Source organism: Paenibacillus sp. IHBB 10380, assembly GCF_000949425.1.
Taxonomy (GTDB): Bacteria; Bacillota; Bacilli; order Paenibacillales; family Paenibacillaceae; genus Paenibacillus_AQ.
On the sequence record NZ_CP010976.1, the window covers coordinates 3,993,833 to 4,013,815 of the forward strand.

At 41.6% G+C, this 19,983-nt stretch carries 13 protein-coding genes; 10 read left to right on the plus strand and 3 right to left on the minus strand.

Annotated elements, in window-relative coordinates; genetic code table 11:
* Positions 1-9 precede the first annotated feature (9 nt).
* Positions 10-1,461: an aminotransferase-like domain-containing protein gene (locus tag UB51_RS18045; protein ID WP_044878495.1), complete on the minus strand. Its 1,452-nt coding sequence runs from the start codon at positions 1,459-1,461 to the stop codon at positions 10-12.
* Between the two features lie 224 nt (positions 1,462-1,685).
* Here UB51_RS18045 and UB51_RS18050 point away from each other — a divergent pair, with 224 nt between their 5' ends.
* Both UB51_RS18050 and UB51_RS18055 read left to right on the plus strand, forming a co-directional pair.
* Positions 1,686-1,889, plus strand: a complete 204-nt coding sequence (locus UB51_RS18050; protein ID WP_044878496.1) for a hypothetical protein — start codon at positions 1,686-1,688, stop codon at positions 1,887-1,889.
* Complete coding sequence (locus UB51_RS18055) at positions 1,886-2,566, plus strand: SDR family NAD(P)-dependent oxidoreductase (protein WP_044878497.1); 681 nt, start codon at positions 1,886-1,888, stop codon at positions 2,564-2,566. The genes UB51_RS18050 and UB51_RS18055 overlap by 4 nt, the downstream gene beginning before the upstream one ends.
* Positions 2,567-2,923: 357 nt before the next feature.
* On the opposite strand, the gene UB51_RS18060 is transcribed toward UB51_RS18055, so the two are convergent.
* Positions 2,924-4,333, minus strand: a complete 1,410-nt coding sequence (locus tag UB51_RS18060; RefSeq protein WP_044878498.1) for a deoxyguanosinetriphosphate triphosphohydrolase family protein — start codon at positions 4,331-4,333, stop codon at positions 2,924-2,926.
* Positions 4,334-4,645: 312 nt separating this feature from the next.
* On the opposite strand from UB51_RS18060, the gene UB51_RS18065 reads away from it, so the two are divergent.
* From UB51_RS18065 to UB51_RS18100, 8 genes are all read left to right on the plus strand, one after another.
* Entirely contained in the window at positions 4,646-5,320 is a 675-nt protein-coding gene (locus UB51_RS18065) for a response regulator transcription factor (protein ID WP_044878499.1), read from the plus strand.
* Positions 5,317-6,684, plus strand: a complete 1,368-nt coding sequence (locus UB51_RS18070) for a sensor histidine kinase (protein ID WP_044878500.1) — start codon at positions 5,317-5,319, stop codon at positions 6,682-6,684. Before UB51_RS18065 ends, UB51_RS18070 begins: the two co-directional genes overlap by 4 nt.
* A gap of 217 nt (positions 6,685-6,901) precedes the next feature.
* The gene (locus tag UB51_RS18075) at positions 6,902-7,891 is read left to right on the plus strand and encodes an alpha/beta hydrolase (protein ID WP_082063185.1); all 990 of its coding nucleotides are present in this window, start codon (positions 6,902-6,904) and stop codon (positions 7,889-7,891) included.
* Positions 7,892-8,061: 170 nt separating this feature from the next.
* Positions 8,062-9,045, plus strand: a complete 984-nt coding sequence (locus UB51_RS18080) for an alpha/beta hydrolase (RefSeq protein WP_044878501.1) — start codon at positions 8,062-8,064, stop codon at positions 9,043-9,045.
* 218 nt (positions 9,046-9,263) lie between these two features.
* A complete protein-coding gene (locus UB51_RS18085) occupies positions 9,264-10,244 on the plus strand; it encodes an alpha/beta hydrolase (RefSeq protein WP_044878502.1) in 981 nt (326 codons plus the stop codon).
* Positions 10,245-10,426: 182 nt separating this feature from the next.
* Complete coding sequence (locus tag UB51_RS18090) at positions 10,427-11,884, plus strand: alpha/beta hydrolase family protein (RefSeq protein ID WP_044878503.1); 1,458 nt, start codon at positions 10,427-10,429, stop codon at positions 11,882-11,884.
* Between the two features lie 260 nt (positions 11,885-12,144).
* Positions 12,145-14,277, plus strand: coding sequence for a serine hydrolase domain-containing protein (locus tag UB51_RS18095; RefSeq protein WP_234405469.1), 2,133 nt, complete (start codon positions 12,145-12,147; stop codon positions 14,275-14,277).
* Between the two features lie 410 nt (positions 14,278-14,687).
* Positions 14,688-16,502: a 5'-nucleotidase C-terminal domain-containing protein gene (locus UB51_RS18100; RefSeq protein WP_044878504.1), complete on the plus strand. Its 1,815-nt coding sequence runs from the start codon at positions 14,688-14,690 to the stop codon at positions 16,500-16,502.
* A gap of 103 nt (positions 16,503-16,605) precedes the next feature.
* On the opposite strand, the gene UB51_RS18105 is transcribed toward UB51_RS18100, so the two are convergent.
* Positions 16,606-19,980 (minus strand): DUF5704 domain-containing protein, encoded by a 3,375-nt coding sequence (locus tag UB51_RS18105; protein ID WP_052676000.1) that lies wholly within the window; start codon positions 19,978-19,980, stop codon positions 16,606-16,608.
* Positions 19,981-19,983: the final 3 nt, after the last annotated feature.

Consider the following 19,983-nt stretch of genomic DNA (forward strand, 5'->3'; position numbering starts at 1 on the left):
AGCACCTCTTCATCCCATTAGTTGCCGTGCAGTCCTACCAATAATTTCAATTCCCTTGCGGATATCCTCATCCGTCACTCTGGAGAAACCGATCCGTATCGTATTTTGACCCTTGCCGTCCGTGAAGAATATATCCCCCGCGGTAAAAATAACCCCCTGCTCATGACATGCCGCCAGCAGCGCTCTTGTATTAAAACCCTCTTCGAAAGTTACAAAAAGATGCAAACCACCATCACCGGTGAGTGCCCTATATGGAATGAATTCCTTACAGCATTGCAGGGTTAATTCGTATTTCCGTTTATATTCGGCTCTAGCTTTTTTCAAATACTTCTCTAAATTTCCACCCAGTAAATACTGATACAAAATGGATTGATCCAGCGTCGAGGTATGAATCGTACGTGCGCGCTTGACGCTTTCGAGGTAATAAATCAACTCCTGATCTGCCAGCACCCAGCCTACACGCAGTCCAGGAAACAGAACTTTTGAGAAACTGCCGAGATAAATGACACTATTGCCACCACCCGCCGCTGCGATGAGTGGAGCTACATGAGAACCCGAATATCGTAATTCCTCGTTAAAACCATCCTCGATCACCGGTATCTCATACTGGGTCATCAGCTTCATGAGCCTCTGTCTTTTCTCAGGAGACATTACAATGCCAGTCGGATTATGGTAAGAAGGGACAAAGTATGCACAATCAAAGGATTTTTGCTGCAGTGCCTTCTCCAGCTGGCCCAGATCAATCCCATCTCGCTCCATAGGAATTCCGGTGATCTCATAACTGAGCAGCTTCAGATTCTTGATCGCCGTATGGTGCGTCGGATTCTCACAAATTACCGAACCATTCTTTTTGCTCAGGGCTGACAAAACAATATCAAAACCTTCTGTAAAGCCATTGGTGATCAAGATATCCTTGCCCTTCATTTCAACGCCCTTGTGCTCCATATATTGCTTCAAATAGTCTATTAAAGGCTTATACCCTTTGGCATAGCCGTAATTTAGCAGAACGTTGCCTTCTACCGACATACGGTCCATAAAGGCCCGCTTCACATTATCCAGATCAAACAGACTCTCATCGGGTGCAATGCTCGTGAAGGAGATTGTTCCCTTCTCCGCTCGTATCCCGCGTTTCATGATATCCAGTTCCTCAGCCAGCCGCGCATGATCGTTTATACGCGTCTTCCAATCCATCGTCCAGGAAGTAATCGTCTCGCTACCGGGAGGCGTGGGTGCGACATAACTTCCCTGCCCCTGCACCGCATAAGCAAAGCCATCATCCTCAAGACCTGCATAAGCAGAAATTACGGAATTTCGGCTAACCTTAAGCAGCGTGCTAAGCTCACGTGTGGAGGGTAGCTTCTGATTGCCTTGCAGGCCACCTTTAACAATTAAGTGCTTCATGTAATCCTTAATCTGTATATATACCGGCCGTCCGGCTATGAGCTTAAAATCCTTAAACATCTCTCAATCGCCTCCATAGCTATCATGTCACAATCCATCAGGTAAAAAAAGAACCACAACCTAGGGATTTTACTCCGGCTGTGGTTCTTTGATCGGAAAGTTCTTACAAATTCGGCTAAAAACTTGGCCGCTCGTTCAATAAAAATTCTCAGTATAAATGTTACTTTAACCATCTATTCACAATCTTAGACTATTCGATTTTAACATAGCGGGGTCTTCTGCGAATGGGAAATGATTTTGCGAGAATGCCGGTAGAAGAAGCAATTCTTCCTATCATCGAATTGTTAGAAAATCCGCCTAAACCTTCTTTATCTGCTTATAAACAGCGAAAAGAAGTAAGTCTTGCGATGAAAACTTTTGATAAAGAAAATGCTCAAAGGCTTTATAACAAAACGGTTCAATTGATGAAAGGAGCTAAGGAAAAATGAAAACTATTGCAATAATTGGTGCGGGACCTGGATTAGGATTATCTCTTGCGAAAAAATTCGGGGAACAAGGCTTTAAGGTAGCTGCCATTGCACGCAACCCTGAGAAATTAGCCATTATCGTAAATGAACTAAACAAGCTAAATATTGAAGCAAAGTCTTATATCGCGGATCTCACGGATTTGGCCGCTCTAAAAGAAGCAATACAATCTGCTAAACAAGATTTTGGTCGTATTGTTGTATTGGAATTTAGCCCTTATGCAGGACCGGATAAATTCAGACATGTGTTAGAGACAACCCCTGCAGACGTCTTAGAACAAGTAAATGGCCATTTACTGCCTGCCATTCTATCCGTAAACGAAGTATTGCCAGACATGATCAATAATGGTTCGGGGGCGATTCTATTTACAACAGGCTTATCTGCCATGGCCCCTCTTCCTATTATTGGGAATATCGGAATCGTCATGTCGGGTCTTCGCAACTATGCGACAAACCTGCACAATGAATTAAAAGAAAAAGGTATATTTGTTGGACATTTATCAATTGGAACCTTCATACAGCCGGGTACAGCAGGTGATCCTGATTCCATTGCAGAAGTTTGGTATAACTTATACGAAAGAAAGAATCGCTTTGAAGAAACGTTCCCTCAAGGGATTGATCCAACTAAACTGTCAAATTAATTATAAGGCGATAAGAGGGTCATTAAATGGCTATCTTATCGCTTTTATATAGCTAACAGTAAGGTATCACGAACAACGTTTTGTTCTATAATTACCGCAATTTCGTCGCTACCGTATTGTTTGGCAACTTCTATCATTTTTGAAGTGGATTGAATATGAATTTCGTACTTATTTCGATTTTCATCATCATTTATAACATGTTCTGCTCTTCACACCCTATTCACATAACCATACATTACGAATAAAGTTCCCCTTATATACGGTATAACGATCCACGTTGTCAAACCCTGCCTCTTCGATCAAATCCTCTATATATTACGTTGATCATATTTGCCATCCAAATACCTTTCCTCAACGTTAATCAAGATCGTAAATTGAACCTACCTTGAGACCGTACAGCTCATTGTATATCTTCTCTGCAAAGGCGTCCGTCATCCCTGCGATGTAATCGATCACCATATGCTCCCAAGTCCATATTGGATTAGGTTGACGTTGATCTCGTTCATATCGCTGTAACCAGTCTGTTGGAATAATCGACCTAGACATTTCGGGGTCTAAGAAGGCATTCCATAGACGCCTGATAATCCACTCACTTCTTTTTTGCAAACGTTGTACTCGAAGGTCCTTAATCATCGTAACCCAAGCAAAACTTTTCAAAACGCTCACGGTCCTTAGCATATCTTCATTCTCCGCATTATCTTTGACGAACGTAACCTTTTTCCAATCCCCATCCGGTATCACACCCAGATTACTTACAAATAGACTTACCCAATACGCCTTAACTTCTCGTCTAGTCCGAGAATAATCATGTTCGCATATTAGCATTTTCTCTTTCCATACTTGTAAAAAGGAATACAGAACCTCTTCAACTTTCGATTGAATTTGTTCATTCTGCCATCCATCCCAGAAAGCATCCTCGAGCGTAGTAATCTTCTCTACGATTAATCGAATCGTATTAGGATCAAACAGAAAATACTCATGCACCTCTATTTTACCTGCCTTAATTCCATCCTCTAGATCATGCGAGGAATAGGCAATATCATCACATAGGTCCATTAATTGCGCTTCTAGGGTCTTCTTATAATCTGGAATATCCCAGTTTTTACGTATTTCCGAAATATAGGCCCATTCATGTTGATAAAGACCCTTCTTAAGTAAAGTTCCGGGAAATGGATACTTATTAATGCCCAGCAGTACAGCATCTGATAAATTTAAGCCATCTATATTTTCTCTCTTCTCGAGAAACATAATCAATCGAAAATTGTGCGCATTCCCTTCAAAATGCTCATACTTACTCTCAAGGCTACTACGAACTTCCATAAGTTGCTCAGGAGAGACATGCCGTCCTTTGGTAGCAGCCTTAAGCTTCTCATCAATGAGGCATTCAAGAATACCATCAAGTACCTCTTCTCCTTTATGCCCAAAAGGAGGATGTCCGAAGTCATGCGCAATCGATGCACACTCAACCACTTCGGGATCAATAACAAGTCCTGGATTATCAGCTTTCTCTAATGTCACCTCAGGATAAGAGCGTAATAAGCTCTTAGAAGCTTCACGTGCAATCTGAGCGACCTCAAGGGAATGTGTCAACCGCGTACGATAGTAATCCCCTGTTCCTGCACCGAATACCTGCGACTTACCTTGAAGCCTACGAAACGTGGGAGAATGTATGAGCCTTGAATAATCTCGTTCATACGTAGCACGAGAGGCATCTATCTTCGTTAGCTCAGGATGTTGGCGATGTTCTCTTTTTTCTTTTAGCGTCATAGTCATTCTCTCCTAACTGCATATCCAAAATTTTATCTATCTCTTTATGATTATGCTCTATTATAAACGAAATAAGTATACAACGCCTACGGCGGCTTTTATGTTAGAGAGGTAAAATGAATGCAAACTAACGGTGAACAACTGCTTAGGAGAATAAATATTTCAACTTTCAAAATAAGTCCGTGTAATTTACGGACTATTTTTGTTTATGGCATGTAGTCTTTTTCTGTTCTATCTATCCACGTTATTCTTTGTTTCAAATTATTTATAGTATAATGGTTACAACTATATGAGATGGAAAAGAGGGAACGGATGCCTACTATACTGGTTGCTGATGACGATGCGAACATTCGCGAACTTGTCTGTTTGTTTCTACGCAACGACGGATTCGTAACAGCCGAAGCCGCAGACGGCAAGGAAGCACTGACCGTCTATGCCTCGACGCCTGTCGATTTGGTCATACTTGATATTATGATGCCAGTTATGGATGGATGGACGTTGTGCAAGGAGCTTCGCAGGGCCAACCCTGATCTTCCGCTGCTCATGCTGACGGCTAGAGGAGAAACATGGGAGAAAGTGAAAGGTTTCGAACTTGGGACGGACGATTATTTGACGAAACCATTCGATCCGTTGGAGTTGACGGCTCGTGTTAGGGCATTACTGAAACGATACCGGATTGGCTCCACGCAGACGATCCAGTTCGGCAACGTCATCCTTGATCGGCAGACCTATAAGGTGATGAGAGGGACAGAGTCGTTCACGTTGCCGCTCAAGGAGTTCGAATTGCTGTATAAGCTCGCTGGAACCCCCGGACAAGTCTATACGCGCGAGCAGTTGATCGATCAAATTTGGGGGATCGATTACGCCGGAGATGATCGAACAGTAGACGTACATATTAAACGCCTGCGTGAACGGTTCGCGACGACACCCGATTTTCGTATCGAGACGGTGCGTGGGCTTGGGTACCGCGTTGAGGTATACGAATGATCAGATCCTTATATATACGTGTTGTCCTGACATTTCTAGTCTCCGTCATCGGGGGCACGATTATTTCTTTTTTTGTGTCAACTTGGATATTTGAAGAAAAATTGAACGAAAACGCTCAAATCAACTTACGTAACTTTGGTCAAGACATCGTCCGGATTTACAAGACCCTTCCGTTACGTGAAGCGGACTCGTTCGTAAGTGGAATGAAGCAGCTCGATTCCTATTATATTCGAATTTACGAAGCAACGGGTCAGTTCCAGTCTTACGGAAAACTTAACGGACACAAAACTGCCACTGTGACGATGGAGCAACTAAAGAAAGTATTAGATGGAGGAGTTGTTCAAGACGCTCCGAATGGTATTGCTACGGTCCTCTTAGGGTTGCCGTTGAAAACGGAAATGGGAACGAAAGCGATGTTTTTGGAAACTCTCTCCCCCCCTTCTGCCACTTTTGTCGCAAAATGGGGATTGATCTTTGCAACCTGTTCGTTGATTGCAGGAAGCTTATTGATTCTAGTTGCCTCTGTATTTCTGGTAAGACCGATCAAAAAGCTGACAAAAGCGACCAAGCGTATAGCAGCTGGAGATTTCAACGTCAAGCTGAATATTAAGCAAACGAGTGAGCTGGGTACTTTGGCTCGCAGCTTTGAAGAAATGATGCACGATCTGCAGCAACTTGAGCAGATGCGCAGGGAATTCGTAACGAACGTGTCGCACGAGGTTCAGTCTCCGCTCACCTCGATATCCGGTTATGCTCTAGCACTCAAGCAAGTAGACCTCGCAGATCACGAACGAAGCCGTTATCTTGATATTATTATCGCTGAAGCGAAGCGGATGTCCAAGATGAGCGATAGCCTGCTAAAGCTGAGTTTGCTTGAATCGCAGTCACAGCAACTGCGGCTCGTCACGCTCAGTCTTGATGAACAAATCCGACGGGTCATCGTGGCTCTCCAGCCGCAATGGTCTGCTCGCAACATACATTTCGAGCTTGATTTACAGACCGTTAAAGTAACGGCTGATCATGACCAGTTAAATCAGATATGGACGAATATCCTCGGCAATAGCATCAAATTTTCCGAGGATGGCGGTGTGATTAACGTAAGCATCAAACAAGATATCAAGAACGTGACAGTCCGAATATCCGACACTGGCGTCGGTATTTCCCTCGAGGACCAGAAGCGTATATTCGAGCGGTTTTTTAAGGCCGATCGTTCCCACAGTCGTAAGTATGACGGTAGTGGTATGGGACTCGCCATCGTTAAACAGATCGTATCGCTTCATCAAGGTGACATCCGAGTGGAAAGTGAGCCCGGCCAAGGAACGACCTTCATTGTCACCTTGCCAATCACAACGCCGACAGCGTAATTAGATTCCTATTGTATAATTCGGATTGTCTAAACGCTGTCCCATATTCTCCATGCTACGGCATTATGTGCAAACTTCCTTGCATGTGACGTCGTAGCATTTTTTTGCTTGTTCATACTCCATTCATATTGTCGTCACAGTGAATTCATCTTCGTCGTATATGCTTTCCTTAACGGCTCGTTAAGGCAGCCAAATAAACAGATGAGGTCAGGAGAAGATGAGCGTGACACAACAAGAGGAAATGAAAACGAGGAATGGAACGAGAACAAATAAAGTACGAAACATTTTGCTTAAAATAATAGGAACAATAATTATAGCAATTGTGCTTTTTCTAGCCATTGTTTTTATCGTGAATGTGATCTGCAACAAATCGGAGCAAGGTAAAATAGAATCCTATGGTCAGTCTGTAACCGTCGATGGGAAAAATATGAATGTTACCATTCAAGGAAAAGGCGAAGAAACCGTCGTGCTCCTACCTGGTTTTGGAACAGCAGCACCTGCTCTTGATTTTAGGCCGCTAATAGAAGAGCTATCACCATTTTACAACGTCGTCGTAGTTGAACCTTTTGGTTATGGATTAAGTGATCTAACTGACAAGGAACGAAGCACAGAGAATATTGTGAGTGAAATTCATGAAGCGCTGCAGGGTCTTCATATTGATCGTTATATTCTAATGGGCCACTCCATTTCAGGGATTTACGGACTCGATTATGTGAACAAGTATCCCAACGAAGTGAGTGCATTTGTCGGGCTCGATAGCAGTGTTCCAACGCTAAGCGAGAAGAGGTTTTCATCTTCAGAAATAGAGACTGTTAAACTACTCAAAAAATCAGGTTTCTCCAGATTGCTAATGAAACCGGATACCGACGTATATGCTGAACTACCCTATGATGATCAAACAATAGAACAAATCAGAATTCTTATGCACAAAAACATGTATAATCCCAACCTATTAAATGAAATTGAACATATGTATTCCAACTTTAAAGCAGCTGAACAGCTAACTTTCCCTCCAAATCTACCTGTCATTTTCTTTATCCAAGCGAATCACCCGGCAACGGACAGATGGATTCCCGAGCACGAGAAGCTAATAAAGGATTCTGTACATGGTGAAGTGGTGCTGCTGGAAGCAGATCATTATTTGTATCGTTCCCATTCCAAAGAAATTGCTGAAGGATTCAGGGGTTTTATGAAGGAAAACCAATAAATTGTTCACGCCAATTTATCCGCCAATGACGCCACAGTATTTATTAATATATTTGCTTGTTCATATTCAGTTCATATTGACGTCACGGGGAGTACATTTTCATTGGTTAAGATTTCATTAGCAGCAATGAAGAAAACCCAACAAACAGTTCAAGACAGGAGAAGATGACAGTGACACAACCAGAGGAAAAGAAAACGAGGAATAGATCGAAGATAAAGAAAGTGCGAAACATTTTACTTAAAATTATAGGAGCAATCGTTATCGCCATTGTTCTTTTTCTAGGTATTGTTTATATCACGAATGTGATCAGTAGTAATTCGGAGGCGAAACGAATAGAGTCTTACGGCCAGCACGTATCTGTAGACGGGAAAAATATGAATGTGTTAATTCAAGGCGAAGGCAAGGAAACGATCGTGCTTCTGCCTGGTTATGGAACAGCTACACCAGCGCTTGATTTCAAGCTGCTTATCGATGAATTATCTCCATTTTACAAAGTTGTCGCAGTTGAGCCATTCGGTTATGGATTGAGTGATGAAACGGAAAAAGAACGAACTGCGGAGAATATCGTAAGTGAAGTTCACGAAGCTCTTCAGCAGCTCAATATTAACCGATACATGCTTATGGGCCACTCCATTGCAGGCATATACGGAGTTGATTATGTGAACAAGTATCCAGATGAGGTAACTGCATTTATCGGAATCGATAGCAGTGTTCCAACACAACCGAGTATTACGGATGCTAAATTCCCATTAAAAACGTTTGCACTTCTCAGAAATTCAGGTCTCTTAAGATTAATGATGAAAGTAAGTGCTGATCCATATGATGGACTCGCATTTGATGATCAAACGGTAGAGCAAATGAAAATCATTTCGAATAAAAACATGTATAATCCCACGACCTTGAATGAGATGGATCATATTTATTCTAATTTTAAAGGGGCTCACGATTTAACCTTTCCTAAAAACCTTCCACTTCTTCTCTTTGTACAAGCGAATAATGAAGGTGTAGAAGGATGGATACCTCTGCATGAAGAGCAGATTAAAGACTCGGTACATGGAAAAGTAATAACCATGGATGGATCACATTATTTACACCATACCCAATTCAAAGAAATCGCTGAAAACTTCAGGGCATATATGGAAGGAATTAAATAAGAAAAGTTGTATCATTTGGATTGTCTAAACGTTGTCCCGTATTCTCCATGCTACGGCATTATGTGCAAGCTTCCTTGCATGTGACGTCGTAGCATTTTTTTGCTTGTTCATACTCCGTTCATATTGTCGTCACAGTGAGTTCATCTTCGTCATATATGCTTTCCTTAACGGCTCGTTAAGGCAGCCCAACAAACAGATCAAGACAGGAGAAGATGAGAGTGACACAACCAGAGGAAAAGAAAGCGAAGAATGGATCGAGGGCCAAGAAAGTACGAAACATTATACTTAAAATACTAGGAGCAATCGTAATTGCCATTGTTCTGTTTCTAGGTATTGTTTATATCACGAATGTGATCAGTAACAACTCAGAGGCGAAAAAGATAGAGCCTTACGGTCAGCACGTATCAGTAGACGGGAAGAATATGAATGTGTTAATTCAAGGCGAAGGCAAGGAAACGATCGTGCTTCTTCCAGGTTATGGAACAGCTGCACCAGCGCTTGATTTTAAGATGCTCATCGATGAGCTATCTCCATATTACAAAGTTGTGGCGGTTGAGCCATTCGGTTATGGATTAAGTGATGGAACTGAAAAAGAACGAACCGCAGAGAATATCGTAAGTGAAGTTCATGAAGCTCTACAGCAGCTTAACATTAACCAATACATGCTCATGGGCCACTCCATTGCAGGCATTTACGGCATTGATTATGTGAACAAATATCCGGATGAGGTAACTGCATTCGTCGGAATTGACAGCAGTGTTCCAACACAACCGGGTATGGATGCCAAATTACCTACAAAAATGTTCGGATTTCTTAAAAAATCTGGTCTCCAAAGATTAGTGGTCAAATTTGGTGGTGACCCTTATGCTGGACTCCCATTTGATGATCAAACTGTAGAGCAGATGAAAATGCTATCGAATAGAAACTCAAATAGTTCCACGATGTTAAATGAGATGGACCATATTTCTTCCAATTTTAAAGGGGCTCAAGGTTTAACCTTCCCTAAAGATCTTCCACTTCTTCTCCTTATTCAAGCGAATAATGAAGGTGTAAAAGGATGGATACCTTTGCACGAAGGACAGATCAAAGACTCGGTACATGGAAAAGTAATAACTATGGATGGCGAACATTATTTACACCATACGTTATTTAAAGAAATAGCTGAAGATATTAGAGCATTCATGAACGAAGCGAAGTAAATATCCTGTAAAAGTCTACTCGTGATTTCACAGATGTGCATTAATGAAAATGAAAAGCCGTCCTGTGGGACGGTTTTCCACAGTTTGTCCAATTCAGCCGGTGTCCTGCCGCATACTTTATTTCCCAGGTTTCAACCGCTCATGCTTGAATTAGGGTCTATTGATGAAAGAGAGGGATATAAATGAGATTTTTTGAGATACTTTTAGTTCTATCCTGTTTCGCTTTACTCGTAAATCTATTGTTTATTAAAAGAAGCACAAAGAAAACAGGAGTGGCTCTATGTACAGGAAGTAGCGTTATATTGGTAGTTCAGTTGTTGGTTGAGGGATACAGATGGCAGTTGCTTTTGGTATATATCATGACGGCTTTATTCATACTCATCGTTTCATTCAGGCATTCCGAAAAGATGGTGAATCTAAAAATAGGGAAGTTGTTGAAATATAGTTTATCTTCCCTAATCGTCATTCTGCTAATTGGTTCTACCGTCTTGTCTGTATACTTACCTGTTTTTGATTTGCCGAAGCTTGATGGCCCAGAGAAAGTGGGTACTCAAACATTTCATTTTACGGATCAAAACAGAGATGAAGTCTTAACTGAAGATCAAAGCGATAAGAGGGAGTTAATGGTTCAAGTCTGGTACCCTACTGAAAATAGAAATAACAACAAGCGTGAAACTCTTTTTCCAAATGATAAAGAAATGTTCAAAAAGTATATTCAGAGCTTCTCTGCTTCTTTAAAGCTGCCTGACTTTGTGCTCGATTACTGGAAGTATAATAGAACCAACTCTTATGAAAATGTAGAAATATTGCCTTCTACAAGTCCTTATCCCTTGGTACTGCTATCTCATGGCATGGGAACCAGTAGAGTTCTACATGCATCACAGGCAGAGAATCTGGCCAGTCATGGGTTTATCGTGGTCACCATCGATCATACGTATAGCACCTTTGCTACCCTTTTCCCGGATGGACGTGTAACGGATTATAAAAAAAATACGACTACACTAGATGATCGTACAAAAACAGGTAATATATGGACGAAAGACGTGGAGTTTGTAATCGATCAAATCGAAAAGCTGAATTCAGGTGCAATCGAAAGTCAATTTAAAGGGAAGATCGATTTAAATAACATAGGCGCGATGGGGCATTCTTTTGGGGGTGCAACCGCGTTTAATGCAACTTATTTAGATCAGAGAATCAAGGCCGGGGTCAATATGGACGGGTCACTATATGAAGTGGAAAATAGAGAGGATATAAACAAGCCGTTTATGTTCATGAGATCGGGAAGTTTTAAAGACTGGTTAGTCAATTTTGAAAATGATAGAAATTCGGATAATGAAGTGAATAAATTTCTTTCAGATGAGCTGCACATTATGAAAAATGTTATCGAACATGGGGGAAATGTGATTTATGTAGAAGGAACACAACACTTCAATTTCACGGACCTTCAATTCTATTCGGAGTTGATTAAACTCACGGGAATAACAGGAGATATAAATGGTAAAAGAGGATCACGCATCGTAAACCAATATGTACTCGATTTCTTTAACAAACAACTGAAAGGAACGGATGGAAATCTGATTCAGGGGCCAAATGACATGTACCCAGAGGTGAAATTTATAGAACCGGGAGACCTCGACTGATAATGTACGACTGAGTAGAGTGAATTCGGGGTTGGATGTAACGATGCCTTCAACTGTCCATTCGGATTGTCTAAACGTTGTTACCCGTATTCTCCATGCTACGGCATCATGTGCAAGCTTCTTTGCATGTGTCGCCGTAGCATTTTTTTGCTTGTTCATACTCCGTTCATACTGTCGTCATAGGGAGTACATCTTCGTCGTATAAGCTATGTTTAATGGCTAGTTTAAAGTAGCCATTAAACCAATGAGGACAGGAGAAGATGCGCGTGAAACGAAGTGAGGTAATGAAAATGAGGATGGGCACAAAAACAGGGAGAAAACGGACTTCAATCGCCGCGTTAACCCTAGTATTAACCATGCTGGCTCCAATGTCTGCGATGGCCGCTCCGGCTACGAGTAACAGCACTCTTACTTATGATGCAACAAAGAAAATAGTTGCTGAGAAAGCCAAGATACTAACAGAAACTTACGGTACTACGAGTCTGCAATATGCGCTCATCGATGGTGGAGAGATTGTGGTCTCCGGTCAAGCAGGCAAGAATGATATAAACGACAAGGTACCTCTAACGTCTGATACGATCTATGGCATAGGATCAACCAGCAAAATGGTGCTTACAGCCGCTGTTATGAAGCTTGTTGACGAAGGAAAGATTGATTTGGATCTGCCTGTTGTGAACTATTTACCTGATTTTAAGATGAAAGACAACCGCTACCCACAGATTACACCGCGCATGCTGCTGAATCATTCCTCCGGTCTTCTAGGCACCTCAAGCAATAATGCAACATTGTATGGAGATAATGATACTTACTCACATGATACTTTTTTAGAGCAATTGGCGATTCAAAACTTGAAGGCAGATCCAGGAGCATACTCAGTATATTGTAACGATGGTTTTACGCTAGCTGAGATTCTGGTCGAGAGAGTTAGCGGCATGGGCTTTACTGCATTTATTCACAAATATTTTACTGCGCCTCTGGGTATGGACCATACGAAAACACCGCAGGATCTTTTGGATCCAGCGAAAATGGCGGGGATTTATTCCCCTTTGTATGAGGGACAACTTCCAAAAGAAAATTATAACATCATTGCTAGTGGAGGCATCTACTCCACAGCTGAAGATCTCGCCAAATTCTCGCAAATCTTCACGGGACAGGTCGAGGGCATTCTTTCTAGTAAGTCAGTAGAAGCTATGGCACAAGAAGAATATAAAAGAGGCATGTGGTCAGAGGATAGCGATACGTCTATCTCTTTCGGATTAGGGTGGGATAGTGTGAACTTGTTCCCATTTAACGAATACGGCATCAAGGCGGTTACAAAGGGGGGAGATACCATATCGTATCATTCATCATTAGTGGTGCTCCCGGAATACAACATGGCTGCAGCGGTTACCTCTTCAGGTGGTTCAAGCGCAAAAAATCAATTCATTGCGAGTGAACTGCTGCTCCGTGCACTTCAGGAGAAGAATATTATTATAGAACGGAAGCCGGAAAAATCATATGGTGTGCCTTTAAAGGCAGATATACCGAAGGAAATATCCCAGTATGCAGGTATTTATAGTGGTGGTTCAGGTAAGCTAATGAAGGTAGAACTGAATGCTGCCGAACAATTGTCTGTAACCACACTTACAGCTCCTAACAAGCCTAATCAAAAGTATACGTATACGGCTGATGGTTCTTTTGTGAACGATGAAGGCACAGAAAAGTTGAAATTCGTTGTGGAGAAGAATGGGCGCACCTACTTGTGGTCCCGTTCATATATATCCGTACCGGGGCTTGGACAGTTAGCTTTCTCAGAATATAATGCAGAGAAGCTTGAAGTGAGTGAATTATCTCAGGAGATTAGCACCTCATGGGAAAAGCGTGAAGGCAAAAAATACTACTTGATGAATGAGAAATATACATCAACGTTCTATCTCAATGTTACACCAATCATAACTATTCATTTCCTTAAAGAGGTTCCAGGCTATGTCTCGAATCATAAAATTACTGGAGCAAACGAAGCGGTGAATCAACTGCAAATCCCTGGCATGGCTGGTCGTGACACGAAGGAAATCAATTTCTTCCAGAAGAATGGATTGGAGTATGTTACGTTAGGAGGTAACGTATACGCTAGTGAGGAACTTGTAAAACCACTCCATACGGGTACACAATCTTCAACAACGATCCAAGCGGACGGCTATGCCAAATGGTTTTCAGTGCCTGCGGCTGCCAAAGGAAAGGTTATGACAGTTAAAATGCCTTCGAATAGCTCCTTTGCAGTATATGATCAAGCAGGTATTTGTATTAACCACACCGTGGTCACCGGTAAGAACCAGGTCTTATTACCAGAAAACGGTAGAGTCGTATTTGCAGGTGAAGTTGGCTCCAAGTTCACTGTTTCATTGAAAAAATAAATACGAGCTTGTCTAAGAGGCTGTCCCTAAGGTCATTACTGACCTTATGGGACAGCACTTTTTTTGTGCGGCCATAGAGAGTAACATCAAGATGATGAATCAAAGATCGAACGAACAATGAAAGCAACCTTAGAACCCCCTTTAACCTAATACATTACATTAAATAACATTAAATATTAATTCTATGTAAACTCACATATCAAATGATAGATATACTATTAAACAATGAAATATCACAGGATTATTTTTACTTTTCCCCATTGTCACTATATAATTATATATAATATGTAGGTATTCATTACATATTTCCACAAACTATCACTTCATGTTGAATACTTTAATAGAAATGGAGGCTGCTCTTATATATTCATTTCAAATATCAAATTTATTCTAGGAGGATACTTTATTACATGAATACAAAAAAATGGCTAACATCACTAACTCTTACCCTCAGTTTGCTAATCGGTTCAGTTGGAACAGTTGCTGCAAACGGTACTACAACTACTACTGATACACAACCTACAGGTAAGCACATTACAATCCTACATACGAATGACATGCACGCTCGGGCAGTAGAGGCTTCCCCCGCTCTGGGTTTTGCAAAGCTCGCAGGAATTATAGATAGTTACCGCAGTAAGAATCCGAATACACTCTTATTAGATGCAGGTGATGCTGTTCACGGTACAACCTTTGCTACTTTAGTAGAGGGTGAAAGCGTTGCCACTGTAATGAAAGAAATGGGATATCAAGCGATGGTCCCAGGTAATCACGAATTCAATTATGGATATCAAAGACTAGTAGAACTATCTAAAATCATGGGGTTCCCTGTGCTCAGCGCTAACATCAAAAAGAAAGACGGTAGTCGTCTTTTTGATCCCTATTTAATTAAAGAAGTCGATGGTGTGAAAGTGGGCATTATTGCGCTGACCACTCCAGAAACAGCATATAAGACAAATCCCAAAAATGTAGAGGGCTTGAAATTCACAGACCCTTCAGCTGAGGCTAAGGTATTCGTTGATGAGCTACGTGATAAGGTCGACGTGATTGTCGTTATAGGTCACCTTGGACAAGATGAATCCAGCACAGATACCAGCTTCAAAGTAGTAAAAGAAGTTCCTGGTATTGATGTATTCATTGACGGACACAGTCACACTGTACTGGAAAACGGCTTGCTCTCAGACAATAATACGCTCATCGCAAGTACGGGTGAATATACAGAACATTTAGGTGTTGTTGATTTATGGGTGGATAGTGGTAAGGTGACGAAGAAGACAGCTACGCTCATTGATGAAAAAGAAGCTGTAAACGTGAAGCCAAATGCGAAGATCGCCACCTTGGTAGACTCCATCTTAGCGAAGCAAGAACCTCTTCTGAAAGAAGAAGTTGGAACTACACCCGTGAAGCTTGAAGGAACTCGCGAGAAGGTTCGTGCAAGTGAAACGAACTTAGGGGATCTAATTACAGATGCTATGCGTGATATTAGTAGCTCTGATGTCGCTATCACGAATGGCGGTGGAATCCGTACCTCCATTGATGCAGGTACAATTACCAAAGGCGGTGTGATCACAGTCCTTCCGTTCGGTAATCAAATCGTAACCCTCAATGTAAGCGGAGCTGATCTTAAAGCTGCTCTTGAGAACGGCGTCTCTGATTATCCAGAACCAAAAGGCGCTTTCCCACAAGTGTCTGGTCTAAGCTTTCAAATTGATCCATCACAACCCCAAGGTAGTCGCGTCCATTCTGTCATGGTTGGAAGTAAAGCATTGGTTCTAACAGCTACCTACAGCCTAGCAACGAATGACTTCATGTCTGTTGGTGGTGACGAATACACGATGTTCAGTAAATATACACAGGCCGGAATGTACGGTTCGTTAGATGAAGCATTGATCAAATTCATTAAAAAGAATAAAACGATTAGTACAGAATCGGCAGATCGTATCACTGAAGGAAAACTTGCTATCGTAGAACCCACACCTGAGACTAAACCAACAAAACCTGTGACACCTACACCGAAGCCAGAAGTTAAGCCCGTTCCTACTCCTAAACCTGAAGTGAAACCCGCTCCAGTTAAGGACACTAAGGTCCATGTGGTTAAAGCAGGAGATACACTTTATAGCATTTCTAAGAAATACAATACAACATGGCAAGTATTACGTGACCTTAACCACCTAAAAAATGCCCATTGGATATATCCAGGTCAAAAGATTACACTTTCTGCAGCCTAAAGTCATAAACTCACAATATGATAGCCATATTCTATTTAACCCAAAAGAACCACGAACACACTCATAGGTGTTCGTGGTTCTTTTTTGTGTCATAAGACAATCGTTAATGGGCGACTTGCGATCTAAAGTCATCTCGACTCGAAAAGTTCGCATGATAGAATATGACGTCTCCATCCATAAGTGAGAATCGCTGTTTCTTCGGGTCTATATACGTTCTGCTGAACCCTTCCATCTGCCACTGATTCATCAGAGGGGCATGAATATATTGCAGATGTGGATGCGTGATATTCCCATTCTGCAACGTCTCAATATCGAAATTCACAGTAATATATCCCTGCTTCATAAATATAGGCGCGTGATCATCTAAAGTGTGCGTCCGGCCATATTCGGCTACATTTGTACCTTTCTTTACCGCATATACATCGGCTGGAATACTGTACTCCCCGTACCAGTGTTGGATGGAAGCATTGGCTCGTTCTAGATCAACACTACTAGGCAGGTTGTATTTCGGTCCCATCAACGTACGGACGCTACTTGGTAAGGTCAGATCATTATAGCGCCCTATCCACGTTTTTTGCTTGCTTAATTTCTCGATATATATCTGAGTAAACTGCGCTAGAGTCCCTACTTTCCGAGCTGCATCCTCGTGATTGTACAGATATCTTGCTGTGTCCTGAAGCTCTTCTGTAGCTACATTCCGTAACCGATCATTTAGAATCACATATCGTCGTTCTATATCTTGCGCGGAACCTAGCTGAATCATGGTCTTAGAGCCACTGTTATAATATAAATCTACAGCTTGTCTACTTGTTCCATCCTTACTTACATAATAGAAACTTGGCGTGATGACAATCCCATCTTGGTTACGGAACATGTTGCCTTTCGTTTTGAAATCAAATTTGAAATGATAACCTGTTTTGACGGCTACATTCTGATGGCTTGAACTCGGATGTTTTCCTTGCGCCACCGGAAGTACATATGGTGCAGTATTTCCACGGGGATCTCCATCAATTGATTTATCCCCTACCCAGTAGGAGAAGCCGCTTGGTGTACTGCTTCCCTTCTTCGTACGAAACACCGTTTCCCAGTTATAATCAGCGATGTCCGTCACATGAAAATCATAGAGTCGTCCGATAACTTCTACAGACACCGTGTCTGTGGCAACATGGTTTACCAGATCCCGGTTCGCATCGGGTTCAGTATCTAGCTTGGCTGGCGCATTCTCAGCAATCGTTCTGAAATAGACCGTATAATCACCTTCATCTACCCACACCGGAAGAAAGAAACTTATATCTAACTGATGAATGGGCACATCGATCCATGTGTGTTTCGGGATGAATTGTGTCCTCGCCGCATTATAGACATCGAATGGAAAGTAGACCTGCTTGGTCATTATGTATTTCGCGTAATCTCTATTCCCATACCCAGGATATTGCACATGCTGCCCTGCGGTAGGTATTCTTACTGTAAAAGGTCTGTCTAGAATAAACGCTGCGCGATTCATATTAGGTGTCGTCTTCTGGTTATGTTCCTTATCATCTGTAACGGAGGAGTAGTTTACAACCGGTGTATGTACCGTTACCGTGTTGATATGGTTGATAGAATAATTCTTTCCAGTACTGCCCCCTACATGACCGTCAAGGAGATCATAAAAGATCGTGCCTGAGCTTGATTGATTGGCTTTGTTTATAAGTGTTTTACGAATGAGCTGCTTGTCCAGATATAATACGTTGTCACCGATCATCGGAGACTCTTTAATCTTTCCAGGCGTGGGTGCTTTTTTTATAGCCATTTCGTCGCTCATGATGACATCCCCATTAAAATTCACCCTATCATTTTGTACATCGGCATCCTTGGTCTGAGATTCAGCCATGTCTTTTAACAAATCCGAATGGTCATCTGGAGTAGGCTCGTCATATCCTCCATCTTGTGGTGGTGGAGAGAATGAAATCTTCCCTGTTTTTTTGGGATACACATGATCATTTACAGACTCACTATGCTTGGATTCTAGCGTTGGCGGTATATATCCCGTTGGGTTTATCGTAACCTTACCGCTAGGTAAGGCATAGTTACTCATGGTTGCGCTGTTAATTTTGTAGACTTCTAAATTGTTGATCTTCCAATAGTCATAATCGCGTGTGAAACTAAATGAATAGTTCTTAGGCTCTGTTCGGGTCATCGGTTTATCTGGCACGGGTTTTGGTTTTCCGTCAGGCCCCTTTATAGGATCTTGTTTTATTTTCCAATTCAAAACGTATTTCAGGTCTACGCTACAATCATATTTGATCTTCCCGACCATATTTCCGAATGTGTGCTGAAATAAATAGTTCAGTCCTAACGTATTCGCATATAGATATTCCGAGGTGGGTATCCCTTGTCCCACATCGAATCTATAGGGAGAATTACTAGGATCATCTGCTTTAATCACGCCTGTTGCCTTCGGGTCCATAGAGATGGTCTGTGGTGCAGATGCTTGGCTTGGAGGTTGAATTGTATACGTACAGCTTCCAATCCCTTCTGGATCGGGAGGTTTAGGATTTTCTCCATCACCGTCTTTGATGTAAACTTCATACTCGTCTGGATAGCGATACGTAAAAGTCTTAATATCATATCTGTAAAAAGCAAAGTAGTACATCATGGCTGCACCCGGCGTTCCCAAGTTAACTCTTTCACCTTCATGACCATGATCCTGTGTAAATGTGATCTCTGCTTGATCAAGATCTAACACTTTCATATTCTTAATTATTGTGGTTGGATCTGTAAATCCGAAAACCCCTGTGGGAGACGTTACTTGTATTGCATCGACAATAGAAACATTAAATCCATTTTGAAAAGGATTGGCGGCCTTAATTGTTAAAGGATCATTATCGATATATTTTGTGGTGAACTGTCCGTAATCTACCGAACCAACACTTACATAAGGATTTTCCCGAGTGTAAATAACTGGTTGTGTAATTAATCGACCGGGCCACTTATCCCTCAAAAATCCATTTGCAGTATCACTACCAGGTGTGGTGATATTCCCAAGGGTATAGTTATCACCACCACCGGGTTTCCAGTGTACATCTCGACTTCCGCGTTCCCATGCAAACCATGATCCATTTTTTTGATTATTAGCTGATTTTACGGGTACTCCCTGTCCATCCAGACTAATTCGATCTGTATATTTCTGTGAATTTACATTTATAGTCCGATAAGATTCACCATCTTTTTTCAAAACAATCTTTGTTATAATTTTCCCAGAACCTGCATCTAAGTTGAACGGTTTGGATTTCAACGTTTTCTCTTTGTAGAACACAGAATGATGTGATTTTTTAAGTTCAGTATCAGGTTTATTATCGTATAGAATATCTGCTGTTTTCCATAATATTTCTTCTTCGGCAGCTTCAATTGGTTCAATAAATAGTGACTGTAAACTGTAAGTGACTAAGCAAGTTATCAGAAAAACCTTCATGAATTTTCTCGATTTAAAATTCATATC

Bases quoted from the DNA above. Each gene is read 5' to 3' on its own strand.
- UB51_RS18090 (WP_044878503.1), top strand. From the start codon at position 10,427: ATGAGATTTTTTGAGATACTTTTAGTTCTATCCTGTTTCGCTTTACTC.
- UB51_RS18050 (WP_044878496.1), top strand. From the start codon at position 1,686: ATGGGAAATGATTTTGCGAGAATGCCGGTAGAAGAAGCAATTCTTCCT.
- UB51_RS18055 (WP_044878497.1), top strand. From the start codon at position 1,886: ATGAAAACTATTGCAATAATTGGTGCGGGACCTGGATTAGGATTATCT.
- UB51_RS18075 (WP_082063185.1), top strand. From the start codon at position 6,902: ATGAGCGTGACACAACAAGAGGAAATGAAAACGAGGAATGGAACGAGA.
- UB51_RS18105 (WP_052676000.1), bottom strand. From the start codon at position 19,980: ATGAATTTTAAATCGAGAAAATTCATGAAGGTTTTTCTGATAACTTGC.
- UB51_RS18070 (WP_044878500.1), top strand. From the start codon at position 5,317: ATGATCAGATCCTTATATATACGTGTTGTCCTGACATTTCTAGTCTCC.
- UB51_RS18095 (WP_234405469.1), top strand. From the start codon at position 12,145: ATGCGCGTGAAACGAAGTGAGGTAATGAAAATGAGGATGGGCACAAAA.
- UB51_RS18045 (WP_044878495.1), bottom strand. From the start codon at position 1,461: ATGTTTAAGGATTTTAAGCTCATAGCCGGACGGCCGGTATATATACAG.
- UB51_RS18100 (WP_044878504.1), top strand. From the start codon at position 14,688: ATGAATACAAAAAAATGGCTAACATCACTAACTCTTACCCTCAGTTTG.
- UB51_RS18060 (WP_044878498.1), bottom strand. From the start codon at position 4,333: ATGACGCTAAAAGAAAAAAGAGAACATCGCCAACATCCTGAGCTAACG.
- UB51_RS18065 (WP_044878499.1), top strand. From the start codon at position 4,646: ATGCCTACTATACTGGTTGCTGATGACGATGCGAACATTCGCGAACTT.